The sequence below is a fragment of the Brevibacillus parabrevis genome, assembly GCF_003710905.1.
Taxonomy (GTDB): Bacteria; Bacillota; Bacilli; order Brevibacillales; family Brevibacillaceae; genus Brevibacillus; species Brevibacillus parabrevis.
Window position 1 is genome coordinate 241,195 of record NZ_RHHV01000012.1, and the last position, 20,960, is coordinate 262,154.

Below are 20,960 nucleotides of genomic sequence, written 5' to 3' on the forward strand. Positions count from 1 at the left end.
CAACTAGCAAGCGAGCGGGCACCTATGGGAGAGACGGCAGCTTTTACACGAAAATGAAGGAGGAGCATAGATGCGTGCAAGATTGATTTTGGAAGACGGAACAGAATTTATCGGAACAGCGTTCGGAGCGACGAAGGAATCCTACGGGGAAGTGGTTTTCAATACAGGACTGACAGGATACCAGGAAGTTCTGTCTGACCCGTCCTACTGCGGGCAGATCGTAACCATGACATACCCGCTGATCGGGAACTACGGGATCAACCGCGACGACTTTGAAGCTGTTCGTCCGTACATTCACGGCTTCGTCGTCCGCGAGCATTGCGATATGCCGAGCAACTGGCGCAACACCAACACGCTGGATGAGCTGCTGAAAACATACGACATCCCGGGGATCGCCGGAGTAGACACGCGGATGCTGACGAGAAAAATCCGCTACCACGGCACGATGAAAGGCATGATTACGACCAGTGAAGCCCCGCTTGACGAGCTGGTGGCAGCGCTCAACAGCACGACCTTGATGACGGATCAAGTTTCCCGCGTCTCTACAAAAAGCGTGTTCAGCTGCCCGGGGACGGGACATCGCGTCGCACTCGTTGACTTTGGCTCCAAGCACGGCATCTTGCGCGAACTGACCAAGCGCAACTGCGATGTGGTCGTCGTGCCGTATGACGTGACGGCAGAAGAAATTCGCCGCATCCAGCCAGACGGCATCCTCTTGTCCAATGGCCCTGGCGACCCGAAAGATGTACCGCAAGCAAGCGAGATGATCCGCAGCATTTTGGGAGAATACCCGCTGTTCGGCATCTGTCTCGGACACCAGCTGTTCGCCCTCGCTTCTGGCGCAGACACGATGAAAATGAAATTCGGCCACCGCGGCGGCAACCATCCGGTGAAAGAGCTGCCGACGGGACGCACATACATCACTTCCCAAAACCACAGCTACGCTGTAAAAGAAGATTCGCTCGCGGGAACCGAGCTGGAAGTTACCCATATCGCTCTGAATGACGGGACGATTGAAGGACTGCGCAACCAAGCGAAGAACGCCTTCTCCGTTCAGTATCACCCGGAAGCGGCTCCAGGGCCGTACGACTCCGGCTACTTGTTCGACCAGTTTCTTGCGATGATGGAAACCGCTAAGGAGGAAAAAACTCATGCCAAAACACGCTAATTTGAAAAAAATCCTCGTGATCGGATCGGGTCCCATCGTCATCGGGCAAGCTGCGGAATTTGACTACGCTGGTACGCAAGCTTGCGAAGCATTGAAAGAAGAGGGCATGGAAGTTGTCCTGATCAACTCCAACCCGGCGACTATCATGACTGATACCAACATGGCTGACAAAGTGTACATCGAGCCAATCACGCCTGAATTTGTGGCGCGCGTGATCCGCCAGGAGAAGCCGGACGGACTTTTGCCTACCCTTGGCGGTCAAACCGGCCTGAACATGGCGGTTGCCCTTGCAGAAGCAGGCATTTTGGAGCAAGAAAACGTGAAGCTGCTCGGCACCAAGCTGGAATCGATCAAGCAGGCGGAAGACCGTGAGCTGTTCCGCGCACTCATGAACGAGCTGGGCGAGCCGGTTCCTGAATCGGTGATCGTCAGCACAGTCGAAGAAGCGGTCAATTTTGCCAACGAAATCGGTTATCCGATCATCGTGCGCCCAGCCTACACCCTGGGTGGAACAGGCGGCGGAATTTGCGACGACGAAGAAAGCCTCCGCGAGATCGTCGCAAGCGGTCTGAAATACTCGCCGATTACCCAGTGCCTGATCGAGAAAAGCATTGCCGGAATGAAGGAAATCGAGTACGAAGTCATGCGCGATGCCAACGACAACTGCATCGTGGTCTGCAACATGGAAAACATCGACCCGGTAGGGGTTCACACAGGTGACTCGATCGTCGTAGCGCCAAGCCAGACGCTCGCTGACCGCGAGTACCAGATGCTGCGCTCTTCCGCGCTGAACATCATTCGCGCACTCGGCATCGAAGGCGGCTGCAACGTGCAGTACGCGCTTGATCCGCACAGCTTCCAATATTACGTCATCGAGGTAAACCCGCGCGTAAGCCGTTCCTCTGCGCTGGCTTCCAAAGCGACTGGCTACCCGATTGCGAAAATGGCAGCGAAAATCGCCATCGGCTATACGCTGGATGAACTGAAAAACCCGGTGACAGGACAGACGTACGCTTGCTTTGAGCCGACACTGGATTACATCGTGAGCAAAATCCCGCGCTGGCCGTTTGACAAGTTCCAGTCTGCCAACCGCAAGCTCGGCACGCAAATGAAAGCGACAGGCGAAGTCATGGCGATCGGACGCACTTTTGAAGAATCGATCATGAAGGCGATCCGCTCCCTGGAAATCGGTTCCTACCACATCGAGATCAAAGGGGCGGGAGAGATTTCCGAAGAGGAACTGACAGCCCGTCTGATTCAGGCCGACGATGAGCGCCTGTTCCTGCTGGCGGAAGCACTGCGCCGCGGCTGGACCATCGACCAACTGCACAGCTTGACGAAGATCGACCTGTTCTTCCTGCACAAGTTCCACAAAATGATCGCTTTTGAACAAGAGCTGGCAAACGGACTGACTGCCGACAAACTGTTTGAAGCAAAACGGATGGGCTTCACCGACCGGAAAATCGCCGAGCTGTGCGGCGAAACCGAAGAAGCAGTACGTGCGCTTCGCATGGAAAAAGGCTTCGTTCCGGTATACAAAATGGTAGATACGTGCGCAGCCGAATTTGAAGCGCAAACGCCTTACTACTACTCCAGCTACGAGGTAGAAGATGAGCGCATCGAAACAGGCAAAAAGCGCGTGGTCGTACTTGGCTCCGGCCCGATCCGGATCGGTCAAGGGATCGAGTTTGACTACGCAACCGTGCATGCTGTCTGGGCTTTGCGCGAAGCGGGCTATGAAGCGGTCATCATCAACAACAACCCGGAGACGGTTTCGACAGACTTCAATACATCCGACCGCCTGTACTTCGAGCCGCTGTACATCGAAGACGTCATGAACATTCTCGATGTCGAGAAACCGGAAGGCGTGATCGTGCAGTTCGGCGGACAAACAGCGATCAACCTGGCTGACAAGCTGGCCGAGCGCGGCATCAAAATTTTGGGCACGAGCCTGGAAAACATCGATGCGGCAGAAAACCGCGAGAAGTTCGAAGCGCTCCTGCGCAGCCTGGATATCGCGCAGCCGCCTGGCAAGACGGTAACATCTGTCGAGCAAGCGGTAGTCGCAGCGGAATCCCTCGGCTTCCCGGTACTGGTTCGTCCATCCTACGTCTTGGGCGGACGGGCAATGGAGATCGTCTACAACGAAGCCGAGCTTCGCGAGTATATGGAAAAAGCAGTGAAGGTCAACCCGGATCACCCGGTATTGGTCGACCGTTACATGGTCGGGGTAGAGGCAGAAGTCGATGCGATCTGCGATGGCGAAAACGTGCTGATCCCAGGCATCATGGAGCACATCGAGCGCGCAGGGGTTCACTCCGGCGACTCTATCGCGGTTTACCCGCCGCAATCGCTGTCCCAGGCGATCAAGGATGAACTGATCGACATGACGACGAAGCTGGCGCGTGCGCTGCAAGTCAAAGGCTTGCTCAACATCCAGTTCGTCATCTACAAAGATCGCCCATACGTCATCGAGGTGAATCCGCGCTCTTCCCGTACGGTGCCATTCCTTTCCAAAGTGACAGGCATTCCGATGGCGAACATCGCAACGAAAGCGATTCTCGGCCACTCGATCGTCGAGCAAGGCTTCACACCGGGCTATCATCCGGAAGAATCGGTTGTATCGGTCAAAGTTCCGGTCTTCTCCTTCGCCAAGCTGCGTCGCGTAGACATTACGCTCGGCCCGGAAATGAAGTCGACCGGGGAAGTCATGGGCCGGGAGAGCACGCTGGCAAAAGCGCTGTACAAAGGCTTGGTCGCTGCTGGCATGAACATCCCGACACAAGGAACCTTGCTCGTAACAGTAGCAGACAAAGACAAGGAAGAAGCGCTCGACATCGTAAAACGTTTCCGCCACCTCGGCTTCAAGCTGATGGCGACGGCAGGAACGGCTGATTATCTGGAGCAAGCAGGCTTGTCCGTTACACGCGTGAACAAACTGTCCGAAGGCACACCAAATCTGCTCGACGTGATCCATACAGGCGAAGCGAACATCGTGCTCAACACGCTGACAAAAGGCAAAACGCCACAGCGCGACGGCTTCCGCATCCGCCGCGAAGCAGTAGAGAACGGCGCGGTATGCTTGACTTCGCTGGACACAGCTTCTGCCCTCCTGCATGTGCTGGAAACGATCACGTTCTCGACAGAAGCAATGCCTGCCCAACGCGCAGGTGCGAAAGTGGCAGCAACCGTATCCTAGACGAGGTTCGAGAGTAGCAGACCGGACGAGAAAAGGGGAGAGCAGTGTGCAACAGCAATTGACAGATGTTCGGGAGCGCATGATTGTTGCGCTCGACTTTTCCACCATGGATGAAGTGAAGAAGTGCCTGGAGCCGCTCTCCGGGCACATCCGCTACGTAAAAGTGGGGATGGAGCTGGCGTACGCCGAAGGCCCAGCCATCGTGTCCTATTTGAAAGAGCAGGGGCTCAAAGTGTTTGTGGACTTGAAAGTGCACGACATCCCGAATACAGCCAAAGGGGCGATGAAAAGCCTCGCGCGTCTTGGCGCTGACATGGTGAACGTGCATGCGGCCGGGGGCGTGGCAATGATGGCAGCGGCGAGGGAAGGATTGGAGCTGGGGACAGCGGCAGGTGCTGCTCGTCCTCTCCTGATCGGCGTAACGATGCTTACTTCGACAGGAATGCAGACGATGAACCAGGAGCTTGCGATCCCAGGCTCCGTCGAAGATGTCGTCGTGCATTACGCCATGATGACGAAGCAAGCCGGATTGGACGGAGTTGTCGCTTCTCCACTGGAAGTGCCGATGATCAAACAGGCAGCGGGCGAGTCTTTCGTAACCGTGACGCCAGGCATCCGTCCTTTGGGAACCGATCAGGGGGATCAGACGCGGATTACGACACCGGAACAGGCTTTCCGCCTGGGCAGCGACTATCTCGTGATCGGACGTGCCATCACAGGGGCAAAAGATCCCGCAGGCGTCTGGCAAAGCATCGTGGCAGCGGTAGAAGCAGATCGCGCGTAAGCATTCACGCCGGAAGGGATGAAGAGAAATGACGACAAACACAACAGCCAAACAAATTGCAGCGAACCTCCTGGAGATCGGAGCGGTTCACCTGCGCCCGGAACAGCCTTTTACCTGGACATCGGGAATCAAGTCGCCGATTTACTGCGACAACCGCATCACCATGTCTTACCCGCACGTACGCCGGGCGATTGCCCAGGCATTTGCCGAGCTGATCAAAGAAAAGTATCCAGACGCCGAAGTTGTGGCGGGAACGGCTACGGCTGGCATTCCGCACGCGGCATGGGTGGCAGAAGTTCTTGATTTGCCAATGATTTACGTGCGCGACAAGGCAAAAGGACACGGCCGCCAAAACCAGATCGAAGGCGCACTTTCCGCCGGACAAAAAGTAGTGGTCATCGAAGACCTGATTTCTACAGGCGGCAGCTCCCTGAAAGCAGCGCAAGCCGTTCAGGCAGAGGGCGGCGAGGTGCTGGGTGTCGTAGCGATCTTCAGCTACCAGTTCCCGGATGCGGAAAGCTTGTTTGCCGAAGCAGGCGTTCCTTGCACGACGATTTCCCACTACACGGCACTGCTTGAGGCGGCAAAAGAACAAGGCGTAATCACAGCGGAACAGGAGAGCGTGCTGGGCGAATGGCGCAAATCTCCACGGACGTTTTTTGCATAAAAACTGATTTGGCTTCGGAAAAGAGTGGACACCGTTGAAGTAACGGCTCCACTCTTTTTGTTTTTTGGAAACGACCAACAAGGAGTGTCTCGGCACGTACAAAGTGGCGGACTGGGCGAGAGTTTACGCTTCGGGGAAAAAAGTCGCCAGATGGAAAAGCAAGACATCCGAATGGTTCGTTGCAAACGCAACTGGAGAGCGCAGAAGAGTGCCCGATCCAGGGGCCATCCTTTTTGCCTGCCTGTTCTGCGTAGCAGTGGAAACGCCCGTCAGACTTGATTTCGGACGCGAATCTGAACACCTTCTGCTTCGAAAAAGCGGGTGATCCACGTCTGCTCTTCACGCAGATCAGCCAGTTGTTCAGGGAAAAAGATGCCGCCAGCAGTAGCCAGATTGTTGTCTTCCATCAAGATTCTTTGCGCCTGGATGGCAGCTCCTGTAGCCGTCAGGTGAGTTTGTCCCTGCGGGTCGGTGATCTCCACCTGTCTGCGCGTGAGCACACCGTGCTGGTCGCGTCCTTCAATCTGGACGGTGACATGGTGCGCAGCGCCTGTGCCCGGGTTGTACAAAATGCTTTGCCGCGCTTTTTGCCCGAGCAGCTTCCACACTCCGCTCCGCACGAGGAAAACGAGTGCGGACGTGGACCATGTTTGATCGAAAGCGATGCGGAAGTTTGCTGAACGGACGGACGAATCTTGTACCAATGTCACATGATCGGGCGTATCCAGCCGATAGCATTTGGCCCGAAAGCCGTTCGGAAAAGTAACCGGACGCGGCTCTGTCATAGGCAGAACGGTTCGCGTTTGGCTTCCTTCGAAAACGTGAAAAGGAATCGTCATCCTGTTCATGTAAGCGGTAGAATCCGGCCCTGCTTTATCATGCAAAGAGTAAAGGGCGTATATATCGACAGACGCTTCCTGCAAGCCGTCTGCGTACATTTTGCCGAAAAGGGCGGGAGTTCCTCCCATCCACCCAGAGGCGAGGACGATTGGCGCACGAAGATCAACGCTTCGCAGTCGGTCGATGGCTCCCGAGAATCGCTCTGTCCAGCGGGTGACGTCCACGAGCGGAATTTGCCGCCGAGCGCTTGCGAGCAGCAGCCTGTCATCAGGATCGTTGACGGCATTAATAATGAGGGACAGGTCTTTTGGCGCATTAATAAGCGGGTCTGCTGCCGTATTGTCCACGAAAAGCGAATGAACTCGGGGAGAGGCGAAAGGAAGCGGCTTCCCCGGATTTCTGCCCCCGAGCAGCAATTGCAAGTCGTGATTTTGCTCGTGTAAAATGCGGGCAATTTGGCTGCCGACAGTCCCATACCCGCCGACGATTAATCCTTTTTTCTCAGCCAAAGAAAACTCCTCCGTTTGTATGTTTATTTGTTTAAGTTTATCAACATAAAGTGGAGAAGAAAAGGGACGCGCTGTCCCTTGCCAGTTGCTCGTTATGAACATTCTTCTTCGACAAATGTGACGAGTTGTTTAAACAGAAGCATCGCCTCTGTAATTTCCAAGCGGTAGTAAATTTCTGTTCCTTTTTTCTCGGAGTGGAGCAATCCGGCTTGCCGCAATATTTTCAAATGATGGGAAACGGTCGGCCTGGACATCGGGATATGCTCGGCAATTTGCGTGACGTTCAAGCTTTCTTTGTCAATCAACAGGGCGACGATTTGCTGGCGCACGGGATCACCTAGCCCTTGGAAATAAGGACTCAGCTGCATAAAAAGGTGGATCGCTTTTTCGTTACAGGTTGGATGATTCATAGCTACACTCCGTTAATAAACTTAATCATTTGAACGTATTATAATCCTCCTTCCTTTTTTTTGCAACCTTCAAAACGGCTGATTTGCAAAGGTTTTTCCGCAACGGCTCTCGCTGTGATTCATGTAATGGAAAAGCAAATCAGGGAATAGTAAGAGGGGTTACAAATAAGTTGAAGGAAGGTGCTTATGTCATGAAGGAATGGACGGGGAGCGCAGTCTCCCGCGAAGCAGTAGGGAAAATCAGAAAGGTATTCGGCTCTTGCTTTCTGGCGCTGGCGTTGCTCTTTTTCATCCCGGGCACAGGTCTCGCGGTAGGCAAAGGCGCGCAGGGACCAGACGTATACGTGATTCAAGGGATGTTGAAATCATTAGGTAGCTATTCTGGACAAATCAACGGATACTACGACGATGTCACGGTGCGCGGCGTCAAGCATTTCCAGAAAAAACACGGCTTGCCCGCGACAGGCTCTGTGGACAAGCGCACGCTTAATCGCATGGTTTACTCTTATGATCGAGTCGTTTCCAATCCACACCGCGGCGGCGGCAAAGGCATCGGTGGCGGAGCAGGCCAAGGCGGCGGCAAAGGCATCGGTGGCGGAGCAGGTCAAGGTAGCGGCAAAGGCATCGGTGGCGGAGCAGGTCAAGGTGGCGGCAAAGGCTTTGGCGGCGGAGCAGGTCAAGGCGGCGGTAAAGGCATCGGCGGCGGAGCAGGCCAAGGTGGCGGTAAAGGCATCGGCGGCGGAGCAGGCCAAGGTGGCGGAGCAGGCCAAGGTGGCGGCAAAGGCATCGGTGGTGGAGCAGGCCAAGGTGGCGGTGAAGGCATCGGTGGCGGAGCAGGCCAAGGCGGCGGAGCAGGCCAAGGCGGCGGAGCAGGCCAAGGCGGCGGAGCAGGCCAAGGCGGCGGAGCAGGCCAAGGTGGCGGTAAAGGCATCGGTGGTGGAACAGGCCAAGGTGGCGGCAAAGGCATCGGTGGTGGAACAGGCCAAGGCGGCGGAACTGGTGAAGAAGGCGGCAAAGGAACTGGCAACGGCGGCGGAACCGGAGAAGGCGGCGGCAAAGGAAACGGCAACGGCGGCGGAACCGGAGAAGGCGGCGGCAAAGGAAACGGCAACGGCGGCGGAACCGGAGAAGGCGGCAAAGGAACTGGTAACGGCGGCGGAACCGGAGAAGGCGGCGGCAAAGGAAACGGCAGCGGCGGCGGAACCGGAGAAGGCGGCGGCAAAGGAAACGGCAACGGCGGCGGTACAGGCAACGGTTCCGGCAATGGCAATGGATCTGGCAAAGACAATGGTCAAAATGCCGAGGACAACGAAGGAAACGGCAAAGACTAAAAAACCGTTACCTGGCAAAAACGCTTCGTTTCTCCCAAAGAGACGAAGCGTTTTCGTTTAGACAGGCGAAGCAACGGTTTGCAACGTCATTTTGTCCTTCGTCCGCCAATGTTCGCAATCCCGACTTTCCATATTCTGCTTGCAGGACGTTTGCATTATAATAAAGACGTCCGCGCTCCTTTTTCGGATGGGGTGGAAGACTTTTTCCCTAGCATGGAAGTCATGCAAAACAAAAGCTGACATACATAACGACACAGGATATTGATGGCAGAGGATGAATCACATGGCGAAAATAGAGATCATAAAAAGCATGCTGAGCAATGATCGGGGAAATGCCCATGCATGGTTTCTTTTGGGAATGGAGCATGCGGAACTGGGGGATCGCACGGAAGCATTGCAGGCTTTTACGCAAGCTCTCTCACTGGGAGATGGGGAAATAAAAGATAAAGTTGCAGTGGAATTGAACAAGCTGCAAAGGGAAATGCCGTTTTCCAAAAGCAAAAAAGGAAGCGCTTCTTGGGAGGCTTCTCTTTTTGGCTGGAGGCCCTCGCGACGAATCCAGGTGATAGAGGGGGGCAAAGGAAAAGCAGTTGAGCATGGTTGCGCGTTGCCCGACTTTACGACCGGCTATCATTCGGTTGGCGGGTTGCAAGCTGAAAAAGAAGTGATCGTAAACACATTCGCTGCCCTGACACAGCAAGGCGTGGTACATGAAAGGGGAGAGCGAGGAGGGATTTTGCTTTACGGCCCATCCGGTTGTGGCAAATCATTGCTCGCTAAAGCGACGGCAGAGGAGTGCCGCGTTCCGTTTTTTCCGATAGCGCAATCGGCAGGAAGCGACGTTATGCCCTATCTCGCTGAGTCTTCCTTTTCTGCTGTCGCGGAGGCAGACAGCTATCAAAATAAGCCGCTGCTTGTCTTTTGGGACGAGCTGGACGGGCGACAAGGGCCACAGTTCGCCTATCATAAGCAGGTGGATACGGAATTTGCATGGCTTGCGAAACTGGGCGAGTGGCAGCAGGCTGAGCGAGGGCTGTTCCTTATGGGAGCGACTACCGTTCCCTGGGAGCTGGACATCGCATGCTTGCGGGAAATCGGCTTTGCGCAAATGCTGTTTGTCAGTCCGCCGGATCGGGCTGCGCGGGCAGAAATTTTCCGGTTGAAGCTGAGAGGCAGGCCCGCCGAACCGATTGATTACGCGCAACTGGCAGGCTGGACGGAATTTTATTCAGGAGCGGATATTGAGTACGTAGTTGAGCTTGCTACCGAGCAAGTCTTGCACGATTTTTTGACCAAAGGGGTGGAAAGGCCCATTCAGATGAGCGATTTGCGCGAATCGATCGCAGCCACTCGGCCGACGACGATCGAGTGGCTGCGGACGGCCAAAGAACATTTGCAAGAAATCAACCGAGACGGACATTATGCGGCTGTCGCACAATATTTGGACATGCATCGGCGCATTTGACTGGCAGGACCGGACTCACTTGAAAAACGTGAGGGGGTCCTGCCGTTTTTCCTGAAATAGAAAGAATATTGACGCAACGACTGTCTTTCTATAATCTGAGGGTAATCGAGCTGATTCAGCAAGGAATGGGAGGAATCGACATGAAGCTGTATGACATATCTCGACCACTCACAAAAGCTACGCCGACGTGGCCGGGGGACACAGCTTTTCAGTACACCGTGAACTGGCCCAAATCAGAAAGCGGCTCCGTCAATGTCGGGAAGCTCGTGATGAGCATTCACACGGGAACGCATGTGGACGCGCCGTTTCATTTTGATGATCACGGGAAAACGACGCTGGAATTGCCGCTTGATCTGTACGTAGGCGCAGCCAGAGTAGTCGATGTGTCGGGGCGTGCAAGCATCGGAGCGGATGATCTGGCGGGAATCGACTTGTCAGGGGTAACCCGATTGTTGCTCAAAACCATGTCGTGGTCCGAACCCGAGACGTTTCCTGCTGAGATTTGCTACCTTCGTCCTGATCTGCCGCCGTTTCTGGCGGAAAAAGGAATCAGGCTGCTTGGCCTGGACGTGCCTTCCGTCGATCCGCTAGAGAGCAAGGAGCTGCCTGCCCACCACGGGCTGCACCAGCATGGCATTTATATTTTGGAAGGGTTGCTGCTAGATGCCATCGAGCCTGGCGACTATGAATTGATCGCACTGCCGCTCGCCTTGTCTGGTGCTGATGGAAGTCCTGTGCGGGCTGTTCTGCGCCGATAGGCTGTAGCGATGAAAAACCGCTCATACCTTAAAGCGGCATGAACGGTTTTCTTCCTAACTTTATTTCAACTTACGCTCTACGTGATTTGCAAGAGGGGGGAAGTTTTCTCAATGACGTCCCAATTCATGCCGCGCGCTTTCAGTCTGGCGAGAAACGGGATCGGATCGATCAGCTCTGGAGGTATGCAGCCTGTCATCGAAAGCAGTCCCTCTGCCATCATGTCAACGGCAACGACAGGCGGGATGCCGGTTTGCCAAATCGTTGCCTGAAATTCGGTTTTTTGGAAAACCTCGTCATGATTGGCGATCGTGTAGACGTAAACTTCTTTTCGCTTGTTATCTTTTCTGCCCTTGACGAGCGCGCCGACGCTGGAGTAGCCGTGGATTTTGCCTGCCAGGTCTACTGGTTTGGGCATCGTCGTTACGACCACGTCGCGCGGGGCAACGCGCACTCCTTTTACTTCAATCTCTTCATCGCTGTCCAGCCCAAGATAGCGCAACACTTTCAAGGTGTTGACGAAATCGGGGTGCAGGGCGTATTTGAAGTCGACGTATTTGCAGCCTTTTGCCCGTCCAATCGTCTCGCCGAGCGTAGTGGCTTCTTCATGCTCCACGTTGTAGCAGTCCAGCCAGCCGATCGGCTCCGGAAATTCAAATTCTTCTTTGTTGGCAAAAGGTGTCGGGAAATACTGTTCGCCTTTTGCCGCCGTCCAGAAGTTGGGTTTTGCCAGACATTCCTGTATGGCCGTCTGCGGGCTGAAATAGGAGCAGAAGCCGTCGTAATCCACTACCGAATTATCTCCATCCCGGATGAGAATGGCGTCTACTTCATCGAGCGAATCTACAGCGTATCGTGCGGCGATGTTCGAAAAACCGGGGTCGCACCCGAGTCCCATGATTCCCAAAATACCTGCTTTCCGAAAACGGTCGTTCCAGGACAGTTGCTGCTGCAGCCATTGCGGACCGCAAGAAGCCGTATCAATATAATGAGTTCGTGTGTGAAGGCAAGCCTGCATCACCGCCAGGTTGTTTTCTGGCAAGCCGATGTGCAGCAAAAGGTCGATGTCGCCCAAAATGGATTGGACGCTGGACACGTCGCGGGCATCCACGCATTTTACCTGGATTTCCACATTCGTCTCCCGGCGCAGCTCCTGGGCCAGTTCTTCTGCTGGGCCGATGGCTATATCGGCCAGGACAAGCTTGGTGACAAAACGGGATTTGATCAACTCGCACGCGCTTACTTGTCCGACTCCACCTACTCCTAAGATTGCGACTCGCATAGAGTCCTCCTCCCTGGTGACAAATCTGCTATCTTCGCATTCGAAACAGCCATTTTTGCAAAAATAACGAAATGGACGATGAACGGCGGACTCCCGCCAGGGCATCATCGATCGGCTCGCGGGGACGCAAGGAAAGCACCATGAGAAACCTCCTTTTTCGTTTTGATTGTTCACCAAACGATTGAAAAAGCAAGGTGAATAGTACATGTATATGAAGCATTCCTCACGTCCCATGCGCGACAGTGAATATCGAAGCGCAATTCTTTTTCGGGGATGGGACTGGTCTTTCCAGCAAACAGCTACGACTCGGTTTTTCCTCTCTGCGTGTTGCGAAAAGTGTTGACCGCAAGCGGTTGTATCCACTTTCATGAAAAAATCGAGGTGCACTCGTCAAGCAGAGTTGTCTTGATAATAAAGCGAATTTCTCTAATAATAACGGTGTAAACCAACGAAGCATTCCGCATCGTGAGTGTACGGAAGGATGGAAACACACATGGAACCGATGAGCTTTGTTCTTTTTGGCGCGACAGGAGACTTGGCAAAACGCAAAATTTATCCGGCCTTGTTTAATTTATACGTAGATGACAAGCTTCCCGGCAGCTTTTCTATTGTCGGTGTGGGCAGGCGAGCTTGGTCTGGTCAGGAGTTTGTTTGCAGCGTGGAGCAGTCGATCCGGGAGTTTTCCCGGCGAGATGCGATTGATCAGGCACAGCTTGAACGATTTTTGGCAGCCTTTTCTTATGCAGCTGTCGATGTGACGAAAGCAGAAGCTTACACGCCACTGCTGGAACGGGTCAAGCAGCGCGAGGACGAATGCAAGCTTCCGCAAAATCGGATGTTTTATTTGTCGGTTGCCCCTGAGTATTTCGAGGTGATTGCTGCCAATATCCAGACGAGCGGACTCGGCTCTGTTGCCGGCTGGAAGCGCCTGATCATCGAAAAGCCGTTCGGACGCGATCTGCAATCGGCGGAAGACTTGAATGAGAAGCTGGCCAAAGCGTTTTCCGAAGAAGAAATTTACCGGATCGACCATTACTTGGGCAAAGCGATGGTGCAAAATTTGGAGGCGTTGGAGTTTGCCAATCCCGTTTTCGCCGCTCTCTGGAACAATCGTCACATTGCAAACGTACAGATCACAGCGAGCGAAACGGTCGGGGTAGAAGAGCGGGCTGGTTTTTACGAACAGGCCGGGGCGCTGCGTGACATGTTGCAAAATCATATGCTGCAAATGCTGATGATGGTTGCCATGCACATCCCCAAGCGGATTACGGCGCAAGACATTCGCGCGCAGAAACGTAAAGTAATGGAAGCAGTGCGGCCGCTGGCGCTTGAAGAAGTGGCGAAAAACATCGTGCGGGCGCAGTATCGCGCAGGAAGCATGGGGGAAGTTCCGGTGGCAGGCTACCGGGAAGAGCCGGGAGTATCGCCGACCTCGATGACGGAGACGTATATCGCAGCAAGAGTCTGGATTGACGACCCGTTTTGGAGCGGAGTGCCCTTTTACATTCGCACAGGGAAACGGATGAAGGAAAAGTCGACGCGAATCGTCATTGAGTTCAAAAACCCGCTGGAGCAACTGTATCGGGAGCAACAGGAAAAGACAGCGCCGAATTTGTTGATCATTCATGTGAATCCACAGGAAGGAATCGCCTTGCAGCTGAATAGTAAGAATCCGGCCAATAGCGGAAAGATTGAGCCTGTGACCGTTGATTTCAGTTCCGGGCAGAAGGACGTCCCAGAGGCTTATGAACGCCTCTTGTTCGATGCGCTGCGTGGAGACTCGACCTATTTTGCCCATTGGAACGAAGTGCGCCTGTCGTGGAAATGGGTAGAGCCAATCTTGACGGCTTTTGAGCGCAATATCGTACCGCTTGTCTCGTATGAAGCGGGAACATACGGGCCGGATGCAGCGAAACAATTGCTGCAAGCGGAAGGATTTTCCTGGTGGTTGGATGAAGTAGAAGAGAGGGAGCCGGTGCATCGGTAATGGCTGACTGTACACCTCGGCTTATGCGAGTATCTTGCCCATTTCGGGGTGAGCTGGGTCAAGCCAGGGTGAGTCAAGTGAAAAAGAAGGGGGAAGCGATTCATGCGTTTTGGCGTAATCGGCACCAACTGGATTACAGATGAGTTCATCCAGGCAGGTTTGACCGTCGAAGGCTTTTCTCTTCAGGCGGTCTATTCGCGGACGAGCGAACGCGCCCAGGAATTTGCTGAAAAATACCAAGCCCCTTTTGTATACACGGATATAAAAGAGATGGCATCGAGCGGAACCATCGATGCTATCTACATCGCAAGCCCCAATTGCTTTCATGCGGAACAGGCGATCCTGTGCATGGACATGGGGCTGCATGTGTTGTGCGAAAAGCCGTTTGCCTCTAACGCGGCAGAAGTCGAAGCCATGCTTGCGGCAGCGAAAAGAAATGATGTGCTGCTCATGGAAGCCGTCAAATCGACCCTCGTACCCAATTTTTCTACAGTCCAGGATCATTTGCCCAAGCTCGGCACCATTCGCCGATATATCGCAAGCAACTGCCAGTATTCCTCCCGCTACGATGCCTACCGACAGGGCCAGGTTATGCGAGCTTTTGATCCTGCCTATTCCAACGGAGCGTTGCTGGACATCGGGATTTACTGTCTCTATCCTGCGATTGTGCTGTTTGGCAAGCCAGAACAGGTCAAGGCGGAAGGCGTTCTACTGCAATCAGGGGTAGATGGCGAGGGCAGCATGCTGTTGAAGTACGAAAATATGGATGCCGTCATCAGCTTTTCCAAGATCACGACTTCGTACCAGCCTGCGGAGATTCAGGGGGAGGACGCGACGATGGTGATCGATAAAATCAACCATCTCACGCGTATCGAGATTCGCTACCGCGACGGGAGGGTCGAGGATGTGACCAGGCCCCAGACGCCCAAAACGATGCACTATGAGATCAGAGAGTTCATTCGCTTGGCTGAGGCAGGCTTGAGAGAGTCAGAGACAAATTCACATACAGCTTCCCGCTGGACCATGGAGGTCATGGACGAAGCGCGAAGACAAATCGGTGTTGTGTACCCTGCTGATTTGCCGCGTTGAAGGAAGGGAACAGCTAAATCATAAAAAAGCAGGAAGACAAGGGGGGCGAAAACGCGATGAGAATGTTCGATGTGACGGCACCAATCTTTGAAGGCATGACGGTGTACAAGAACAAGCCGGAAAAGCAACCGAAAATACAGACGGTTACGAATGGGTACGTAACCGAGTCCAGAATCGATATGGATGTGCACTCTGGCACCCACGTAGATGCGCCGCTGCACATGGTGAACGATGGAGAGACATTTGAGAGCATCTCGCTGGAAAAACTGGTCGGGAACTGCCGTGTGCTTGACTTGACGCACGTTGAGGACCAGATTGGCCGGGCTGAGCTGGAAAAGTTTGATATCGCCCCGGGAGAGTTTCTCCTGTTTCAAACGAAAAATTCGCAAGACGACGCCTTTTCGTTTGAATTTGTTTATTTGGCGCACGATGGCGCTGCTTATTTGGCTGAAAAAGGCGTACGGGGAATTGGCACGGATGCTTTGGGGATTGAACGGAGCCAAGAGGGGCATCCGACGCATAAAACGCTGTTTGCCGCAGGTATCGTCGTGATCGAAGGGCTGCGTCTGCGCGATGTGCCACCGGGCCTCTACTTTATGGTGGCTGCTCCGCTGAAGCTTGTAGGAACAGATGCAGCTCCTGCGCGGGTGCTGCTGTTTGAAGGCTGGCAAGAAGGATAAATAGAGAGAAGCCGAGGAGGACATGAGCATGCTGATTCGCCCAAACCGGGAGGAGTACCAAGATTATTTTGCTACCTACGTCAGTCAAGTGCCAGAAGGTGATCTGCTGACGATTCTCGAACAACAGGCAGCACAGACAGGGGAGATGTTCGCCGGATTGACAGGGGAACAAATCGATTATCGCTACGCTCCGGGCAAATGGACGGTAAAAGAAGTGCTGGGCCATATCATCGATACCGAGCGAATCATGAGCTATCGCTTGCTGAGAATCGCCAGAGGGGATCAGACTGAGCTGGCGGGGTTCGATGAAAATACGTATGTAGCAGAAGGCTTCTATCAGGAGCGCAGTCTGACGGATTTGCTCGCAGAATACAACGCTGTGCGACAGTTGACGCTGGCCCAACTGCGGGGGATTGCTGCCGAGGCGTGGACGAGAACGGGCACAGCAAATGGCAATAAGCTGTCGGCACGCACATTGGCCTATATTATCGCCGGACACGAGGCGCACCACTGTAGAATTTTGCGGGAACGGTATTCGCTGTAAGCCGGGAGAAGCCCGCTGTTTCGCTTTCTGTGTGTCGCTTTTCGTTACTCGTTTTTCGCTTTCCAGCTGTCGCTGCGTGTTCCTCGCTATCTTTTCGCTGCCGCTCGCAACTCGCCCTCCCTATCTCGGCAATGGTAGGGTACAATAACAGTAGTGATTTTTCCAATTTCATATGTGGGAACAGGTTCCTTGAGGCATATCGCCGCAAGGATAATAGGGAAGCTCGGTGCAAATCCGACACGGTCCCGCCACTGTAAGAGGGGAGTTTTGCGCATACAGGCCACTTGTCCAGACTTGGATGGGGAAGGCAGCGCCAGACGATGATCCCAAAGTCAGGAGACCTGCCTGTTTCGACGACACTGATGGACCTACGGGAGATAGGGAGGTGTTAGAGGACTCGCCATGACAGCAGGGGGACGAATACGTTTCTCTTTGCTTGCGCATTTTCTAACGATCGTATCGGTCGTCGGAAAATGCTTTTTTTGTTTGGGGGATTGGTGTGGTCTGTCGAAGGGGGCAACTTGTCTCGAAATTGATGCGATTAATCGAGGCGCTGGAGTAGCTTCGCGATAGAAGCGGCTAAAATCGAAAGAGCTGAGCTGAAGCTGCCTCTCGCTTGCAGCGGTTCGTCGAATGGACCAGGGCGTCTCGCGGTTGATCTACCTGTCAAAGAGGCTACGATGACTCGCGATTAAATTCAACTTGACTAGATCTTGTACGAATGTGAGGGATCGCAAGCTTGCGAACCGGAGCCTTTTTAAGGATATCGTTGCCAGATTGTCGCCGTGAAAAAGGAGGGAGTGGCGTGGTTCAGCTTTTCATATGTCCATGGTGCGGCTATGTTGAAGAAAAAGAAGTGCCAGAGGAAAGCGAAGCAGGAATCGTTACGTGCGCTTGCTGCAACATGGCAGAAGTGGAAAGTGTGTTTGCGCGTGGAAACGGCTGCTTTGCTGAGGGGGTTGCCGTTCTGTCTTCCTGCTTGCGAGTCTTGTCAGCAAACAAAAAGAATTGTGTTGACGAATGCATTGGAATTTCTTAGAATAGGCTCAATAGCAAATCATAGTTCTTATCCAGAGAGGTGGAGGGTCTGGCCCGATGAAGCCCGGCAACCGTTGCTTTTGCGACAAGGTGCCAATTCCTGCGGGACGTTTCGTCTCGATAGATAAGAAGCGGGTGCCTCGTAGCAGTCAAGACGAACCTTCTTCTTAGCGGAGAAGGTTTTTTGATGTATGAAAAAGTGGGAACGAGGCAAACATTTGCCCAATTTCAAAGACAAGAGAGAACTGACATCTAGCAAAGAACAAAAATTCATAGTTTTCTTTATCTAGAGAGGTGGAGGGACTGGCCCGATGAAGCCCGGCAACCGTTACGCAGTTTGTGACAAGGTGCCAATTCCTGCAGGACGAAAATCGTTCTGGGAGATAAGGAGAAGGACCTTGATGCCAAACCTTCTTCTTAGCAAGAAGGTTTTTCTTATTTTTCCAAAACATGACATGAGGTGGTAATAATGAGCGCAGGTGTAATCAAAGTAGGATTGCTGGGATTGGGAACAGTAGGGGGCGGGGTCATCAAAACGATTCGCTCGCAACAGGAGAAGCTGGCGCAGCGGTTGGGCAAACGGATCGAGATTGTCAAAGCATTGGTTCGCGATTCGGAAAAAGAACGGGCGGTTCAGGTTGATCCTGCGCTTTTGACTACCGATTTTGAGGATGTGCTAAAAAGCGATGTGGACATTGTCGTGGAGGTAATGGGCGGTGTCGAGCCTACGTATGATTACGTGCGTGCCCTGATTGAAAAAGGCTGCCATGTGGTAACGGCGAACAAAGAGCTGCTCGCCAAACGCGGCCCTGAGCTTGTCGATCTGGCTAACCAGCATCAGGTGCATCTGGCTTATGAAGCGAGCGTAGCTGGCGGGATTCCGATTTTGAGTGTGCTGCGGCAGTTTTTGCGCACAAATGACATCCAAGGAGTTCGCGGTATTCTCAACGGGACGACGAACTTCATCTTGACGAAAATGGAGGCGGAACAGCTCTCTTATCAGGAAGTGCTGAAGCAGGCGCAGGAGCTGGGCTATGCGGAAGCTGATCCGCGTTCGGATGTGGAAGGTTTCGATGCCATGTACAAATTGTACATTCTTGCGCAGCTTGTGTACGGGGAGTCGTTGCCGCTTGCGGATGTCGTGCGTAAAGGAATCGCCGATTTGTCTGCCGGACACATCCGGATCGCAAGTGAGCTGGGTTACCGGATCAAGCTGATTGCCCAGGCACAAAAAGCCGAGCAAGGCATCCGCCTCTCGGTTCAGCCGACTGTGCTGCCCATTGCCCATCCGTTGGCGCAAATCCAGGATGCGTTCAATGCGGTGCAGCTCTCCGGGAACATCGTGGGAGACCTGTTGTTTACTGGCCGGGGTGCAGGCGAACTGCCGACCGCAAGCGCTGTCGTTGAAGATTTGGCTTACTTGTTGACCCAGCCATTTACGCCGCATCCTGTTTGGACAGAAAAAAATGCCGCGGCTCAGTTGGAGCAAGGGCAAGACGAGCGGGTGCTGTGTTATTTGGAAGGCTCGTGTATCGCCGCCACACCTGATCGCGTGCTGCATTTCTTGCGGGAGGCTGGCGTGAACGTGACGAAATTGAAGGTGCAATTCGATCTGGGCGGTGTGCTGCGCGCGGGCTTGATCGTTACAGGTATTCGCGAAGAGCATGAGCAAGTGCTGAAAAGTGACTTCGGACTTTCCGTGCGCTGCTTCCCGCTGATCGAATCGGCATAGCTCGCAGCTTGACAGACCAGTCATGCTCCTCATTACTTGGTTTTTTTATCGGTGAGCTGTTGATCGGTATCTGAAGGCCCGTTTTTCTGATTACCGGGGAAGACGACTTTTTCCCATTTGGTCATGAAATAACTGCAGAGTATAATAAGGCCGATCGCCGATACGGTGATAATCAATCCGGTCATATGTGCCGCCTCCTTTTCGTTGGAAAAAGTGGTTCTACTGTGGTTTACGAAAGCAATATGGAAAAGTTTCGCCAAAAAAGGCAACGGGCACGCCTCATTTATCATGAGCGTGCCCGTACGAGACCATCGGCTTCAATCTGAACGTTTTCCGACAGTGATTCGATTCGTTGCAGAAGCGCTGCCCCATCCGTGTCATTCATCGGTACCGCTCGTCCCAGCTCGGCATGGAACGGGAGCATCGTCAGTTCACAGGAAGCGTCTTTTGTGCAGCTTGCTTGCAGTACCATCGTCTGCCACGTTTTTGGCTCCGTCGAGCGGGTGAAAATGAAATTGCCCAAACTGTAGGCAATCCACTTGCCGTTGTAGCGTTCAAAGCCTTGCAGGACGTGAGGATGACCACCGACGATCAAGTCTGCTCCTGCGTCAATGTAAGCTTTGGCCAGTTCTTTTTGGTGATCGACGGGAAAGTCTTCCCGCTCCTTGCCCCAATGGGCGATCACGACGACGAGATCAGCGTGTGCCTTTGCTTGTTGAATCGCTTGGACGGCTTTGGCGGAATCATAGGAGCCAGCCAGTCCAGGCTGTTTCTCCGTGGCGAACCAGCTGACTTCGGGAATGACGCGGCTGAATCCGAGCAAGGCGAGCTTGATGCCGTTTCGCTCCACCACGATGGGAGTGAAGGCTTCCACAGAGTCTTTGCCGCCGCCGACGTAAGCGATCCCGTTTTTGGCAAGCGCGTCAAACGTGTCGAGCAATCCGGCCACGCCCTGATCCATCGAATGGTTGTTTGCCAGGTTGACCGCATCGATCCCTGCTGCTTTCATCGCAGGCGCAGCCAAAGGAGAGGACTTGTAAACGTATTGTTTGTTGTCGGCAGGCGTGCCTTTTGTGGTAAGTGGCGTCTCCAGATTGGCTATGGTAAAGTCATCCTGCAAAAACAGGGAACGGACGTGCGTGAACGGGTAGTCGTAGCCTTTTTCGAGCAACGTTTTTTCCACATTTCCGGACATCATCACATCTCCGACGAAGGTCAGCCGGACAGTCGGCTCGTGGGCAACAGCCGGAGGTGGTGCGGAATCGTGTTCAGGGGAGGCGGAATGGCTTCCCAGCTTGTCGAAAGCGAAGTAAATCCCTGAGCAAAGGATGACGAGCAGACTGAACAAGAACGTTTGCTTCGCCATCCTTTGCCACTTCTTTTGTCGTTGTTTTCGCCGGATGTGCTTTAGGCTTTGCTGCGTCTGATTCATTATGCTCCTTTCAACGGTAACGAAAAATGGGTGAATTTGTTATTATA

At 53.6% G+C, this 20,960-nt stretch carries 17 protein-coding genes and 3 riboswitches; of the genes, 12 read left to right on the forward strand and 5 right to left on the reverse strand.

What is annotated here, in order from left to right:
• The first annotated feature begins 70 nt into the window (after positions 1–70).
• The 4 genes from EDM60_RS17045 to pyrE are packed head-to-tail and all read left to right on the forward strand — an operon-like array spanning position 71 to position 5,818.
• Positions 71–1,168 (forward strand): carbamoyl phosphate synthase small subunit, encoded by a 1,098-nt coding sequence (locus tag EDM60_RS17045; RefSeq protein WP_122965048.1) that lies wholly within the window; start codon positions 71–73, stop codon positions 1,166–1,168.
• On the forward strand, positions 1,152–4,367 hold the full coding sequence (carB, locus tag EDM60_RS17050) for a carbamoyl-phosphate synthase large subunit (protein WP_122965049.1): 3,216 nt from the start codon (positions 1,152–1,154) through the stop codon (positions 4,365–4,367). The genes EDM60_RS17045 and carB overlap by 17 nt, the downstream gene beginning before the upstream one ends.
• 46 nt (positions 4,368–4,413) lie before the next feature.
• Entirely contained in the window at positions 4,414–5,151 is a 738-nt protein-coding gene (pyrF, locus tag EDM60_RS17055) for an orotidine-5'-phosphate decarboxylase (protein WP_122965050.1), read from the forward strand.
• A gap of 28 nt (positions 5,152–5,179) precedes the next feature.
• Positions 5,180–5,818 (forward strand): orotate phosphoribosyltransferase, encoded by a 639-nt coding sequence (gene pyrE, locus EDM60_RS17060; protein WP_063229915.1) that lies wholly within the window; start codon positions 5,180–5,182, stop codon positions 5,816–5,818.
• A 269-nt stretch (positions 5,819–6,087) separates the two neighbouring features.
• Here the strand turns inward: pyrE and EDM60_RS17065 are convergent, their stop codons facing one another.
• A complete protein-coding gene (locus EDM60_RS17065; RefSeq protein ID WP_122965051.1) occupies positions 6,088–7,167 on the reverse strand; it encodes a saccharopine dehydrogenase family protein in 1,080 nt (359 codons plus the stop codon).
• 92 nt (positions 7,168–7,259) lie between these two features.
• Complete coding sequence (locus EDM60_RS17070; protein WP_063229913.1) at positions 7,260–7,577, reverse strand: ArsR/SmtB family transcription factor; 318 nt, start codon at positions 7,575–7,577, stop codon at positions 7,260–7,262.
• 191 nt (positions 7,578–7,768) lie between these two features.
• Here EDM60_RS17070 and EDM60_RS29460 point away from each other — a divergent pair, with 191 nt between their 5' ends.
• From EDM60_RS29460 to kynB, 3 genes are all read left to right on the forward strand, one after another.
• Entirely contained in the window at positions 7,769–8,908 is a 1,140-nt protein-coding gene (locus EDM60_RS29460; RefSeq protein ID WP_122965052.1) for a peptidoglycan-binding domain-containing protein, read from the forward strand.
• Positions 8,909–9,191: 283 nt separating this feature from the next.
• Positions 9,192–10,373, forward strand: a complete 1,182-nt coding sequence (locus tag EDM60_RS17080; protein ID WP_122965053.1) for an AAA family ATPase — start codon at positions 9,192–9,194, stop codon at positions 10,371–10,373.
• Between the two features lie 140 nt (positions 10,374–10,513).
• On the forward strand, positions 10,514–11,131 hold the full coding sequence (gene kynB / locus EDM60_RS17085; RefSeq protein WP_122965054.1) for an arylformamidase: 618 nt from the start codon (positions 10,514–10,516) through the stop codon (positions 11,129–11,131).
• Positions 11,132–11,208: 77 nt separating this feature from the next.
• Here the strand turns inward: kynB and EDM60_RS17090 are convergent, their stop codons facing one another.
• Positions 11,209–12,411 carry a saccharopine dehydrogenase family protein gene (locus EDM60_RS17090; protein ID WP_122965055.1) on the reverse strand — a complete coding sequence of 401 codons (1,203 nt, stop codon included), beginning with the start codon at positions 12,409–12,411 and terminating at the stop codon, positions 11,209–11,211.
• A 493-nt stretch (positions 12,412–12,904) separates the two neighbouring features.
• Here EDM60_RS17090 and zwf point away from each other — a divergent pair, with 493 nt between their 5' ends.
• From zwf to EDM60_RS17120, 5 genes are all read left to right on the forward strand, one after another.
• Positions 12,905–14,398 carry a glucose-6-phosphate dehydrogenase gene (zwf, locus tag EDM60_RS17095; RefSeq protein WP_122965056.1) on the forward strand — a complete coding sequence of 498 codons (1,494 nt, stop codon included), beginning with the start codon at positions 12,905–12,907 and terminating at the stop codon, positions 14,396–14,398.
• A 102-nt stretch (positions 14,399–14,500) separates the two neighbouring features.
• Positions 14,501–15,487 (forward strand): Gfo/Idh/MocA family protein, encoded by a 987-nt coding sequence (locus tag EDM60_RS17100; RefSeq protein ID WP_122965057.1) that lies wholly within the window; start codon positions 14,501–14,503, stop codon positions 15,485–15,487.
• A gap of 56 nt (positions 15,488–15,543) precedes the next feature.
• A complete protein-coding gene (locus EDM60_RS17105; RefSeq protein ID WP_122965058.1) occupies positions 15,544–16,167 on the forward strand; it encodes a cyclase family protein in 624 nt (207 codons plus the stop codon).
• Between the two features lie 28 nt (positions 16,168–16,195).
• Positions 16,196–16,711: a DinB family protein gene (locus EDM60_RS17110; RefSeq protein ID WP_122965059.1), complete on the forward strand. Its 516-nt coding sequence runs from the start codon at positions 16,196–16,198 to the stop codon at positions 16,709–16,711.
• Between the two features lie 165 nt (positions 16,712–16,876).
• A riboswitch (cobalamin riboswitch) is annotated at positions 16,877–17,074 on the forward strand.
• 700 nt (positions 17,075–17,774) lie between these two features.
• Positions 17,775–17,880: riboswitch (SAM riboswitch) on the forward strand.
• A gap of 148 nt (positions 17,881–18,028) precedes the next feature.
• Positions 18,029–18,139: riboswitch (SAM riboswitch) on the forward strand.
• A gap of 79 nt (positions 18,140–18,218) precedes the next feature.
• Positions 18,219–19,481, forward strand: coding sequence for a homoserine dehydrogenase (locus EDM60_RS17120; protein ID WP_122965061.1), 1,263 nt, complete (start codon positions 18,219–18,221; stop codon positions 19,479–19,481).
• A 32-nt stretch (positions 19,482–19,513) separates the two neighbouring features.
• On the opposite strand, the gene EDM60_RS28705 is transcribed toward EDM60_RS17120, so the two are convergent.
• Both EDM60_RS28705 and EDM60_RS17125 read right to left on the reverse strand, forming a co-directional pair.
• Positions 19,514–19,666, reverse strand: coding sequence for a hypothetical protein (locus EDM60_RS28705; protein ID WP_167470321.1), 153 nt, complete (start codon positions 19,664–19,666; stop codon positions 19,514–19,516).
• A 101-nt stretch (positions 19,667–19,767) separates the two neighbouring features.
• Positions 19,768–20,913 (reverse strand): CapA family protein, encoded by a 1,146-nt coding sequence (locus tag EDM60_RS17125; RefSeq protein WP_122965062.1) that lies wholly within the window; start codon positions 20,911–20,913, stop codon positions 19,768–19,770.
• Between the last annotated feature and the right edge of the window lie 47 nt (positions 20,914–20,960).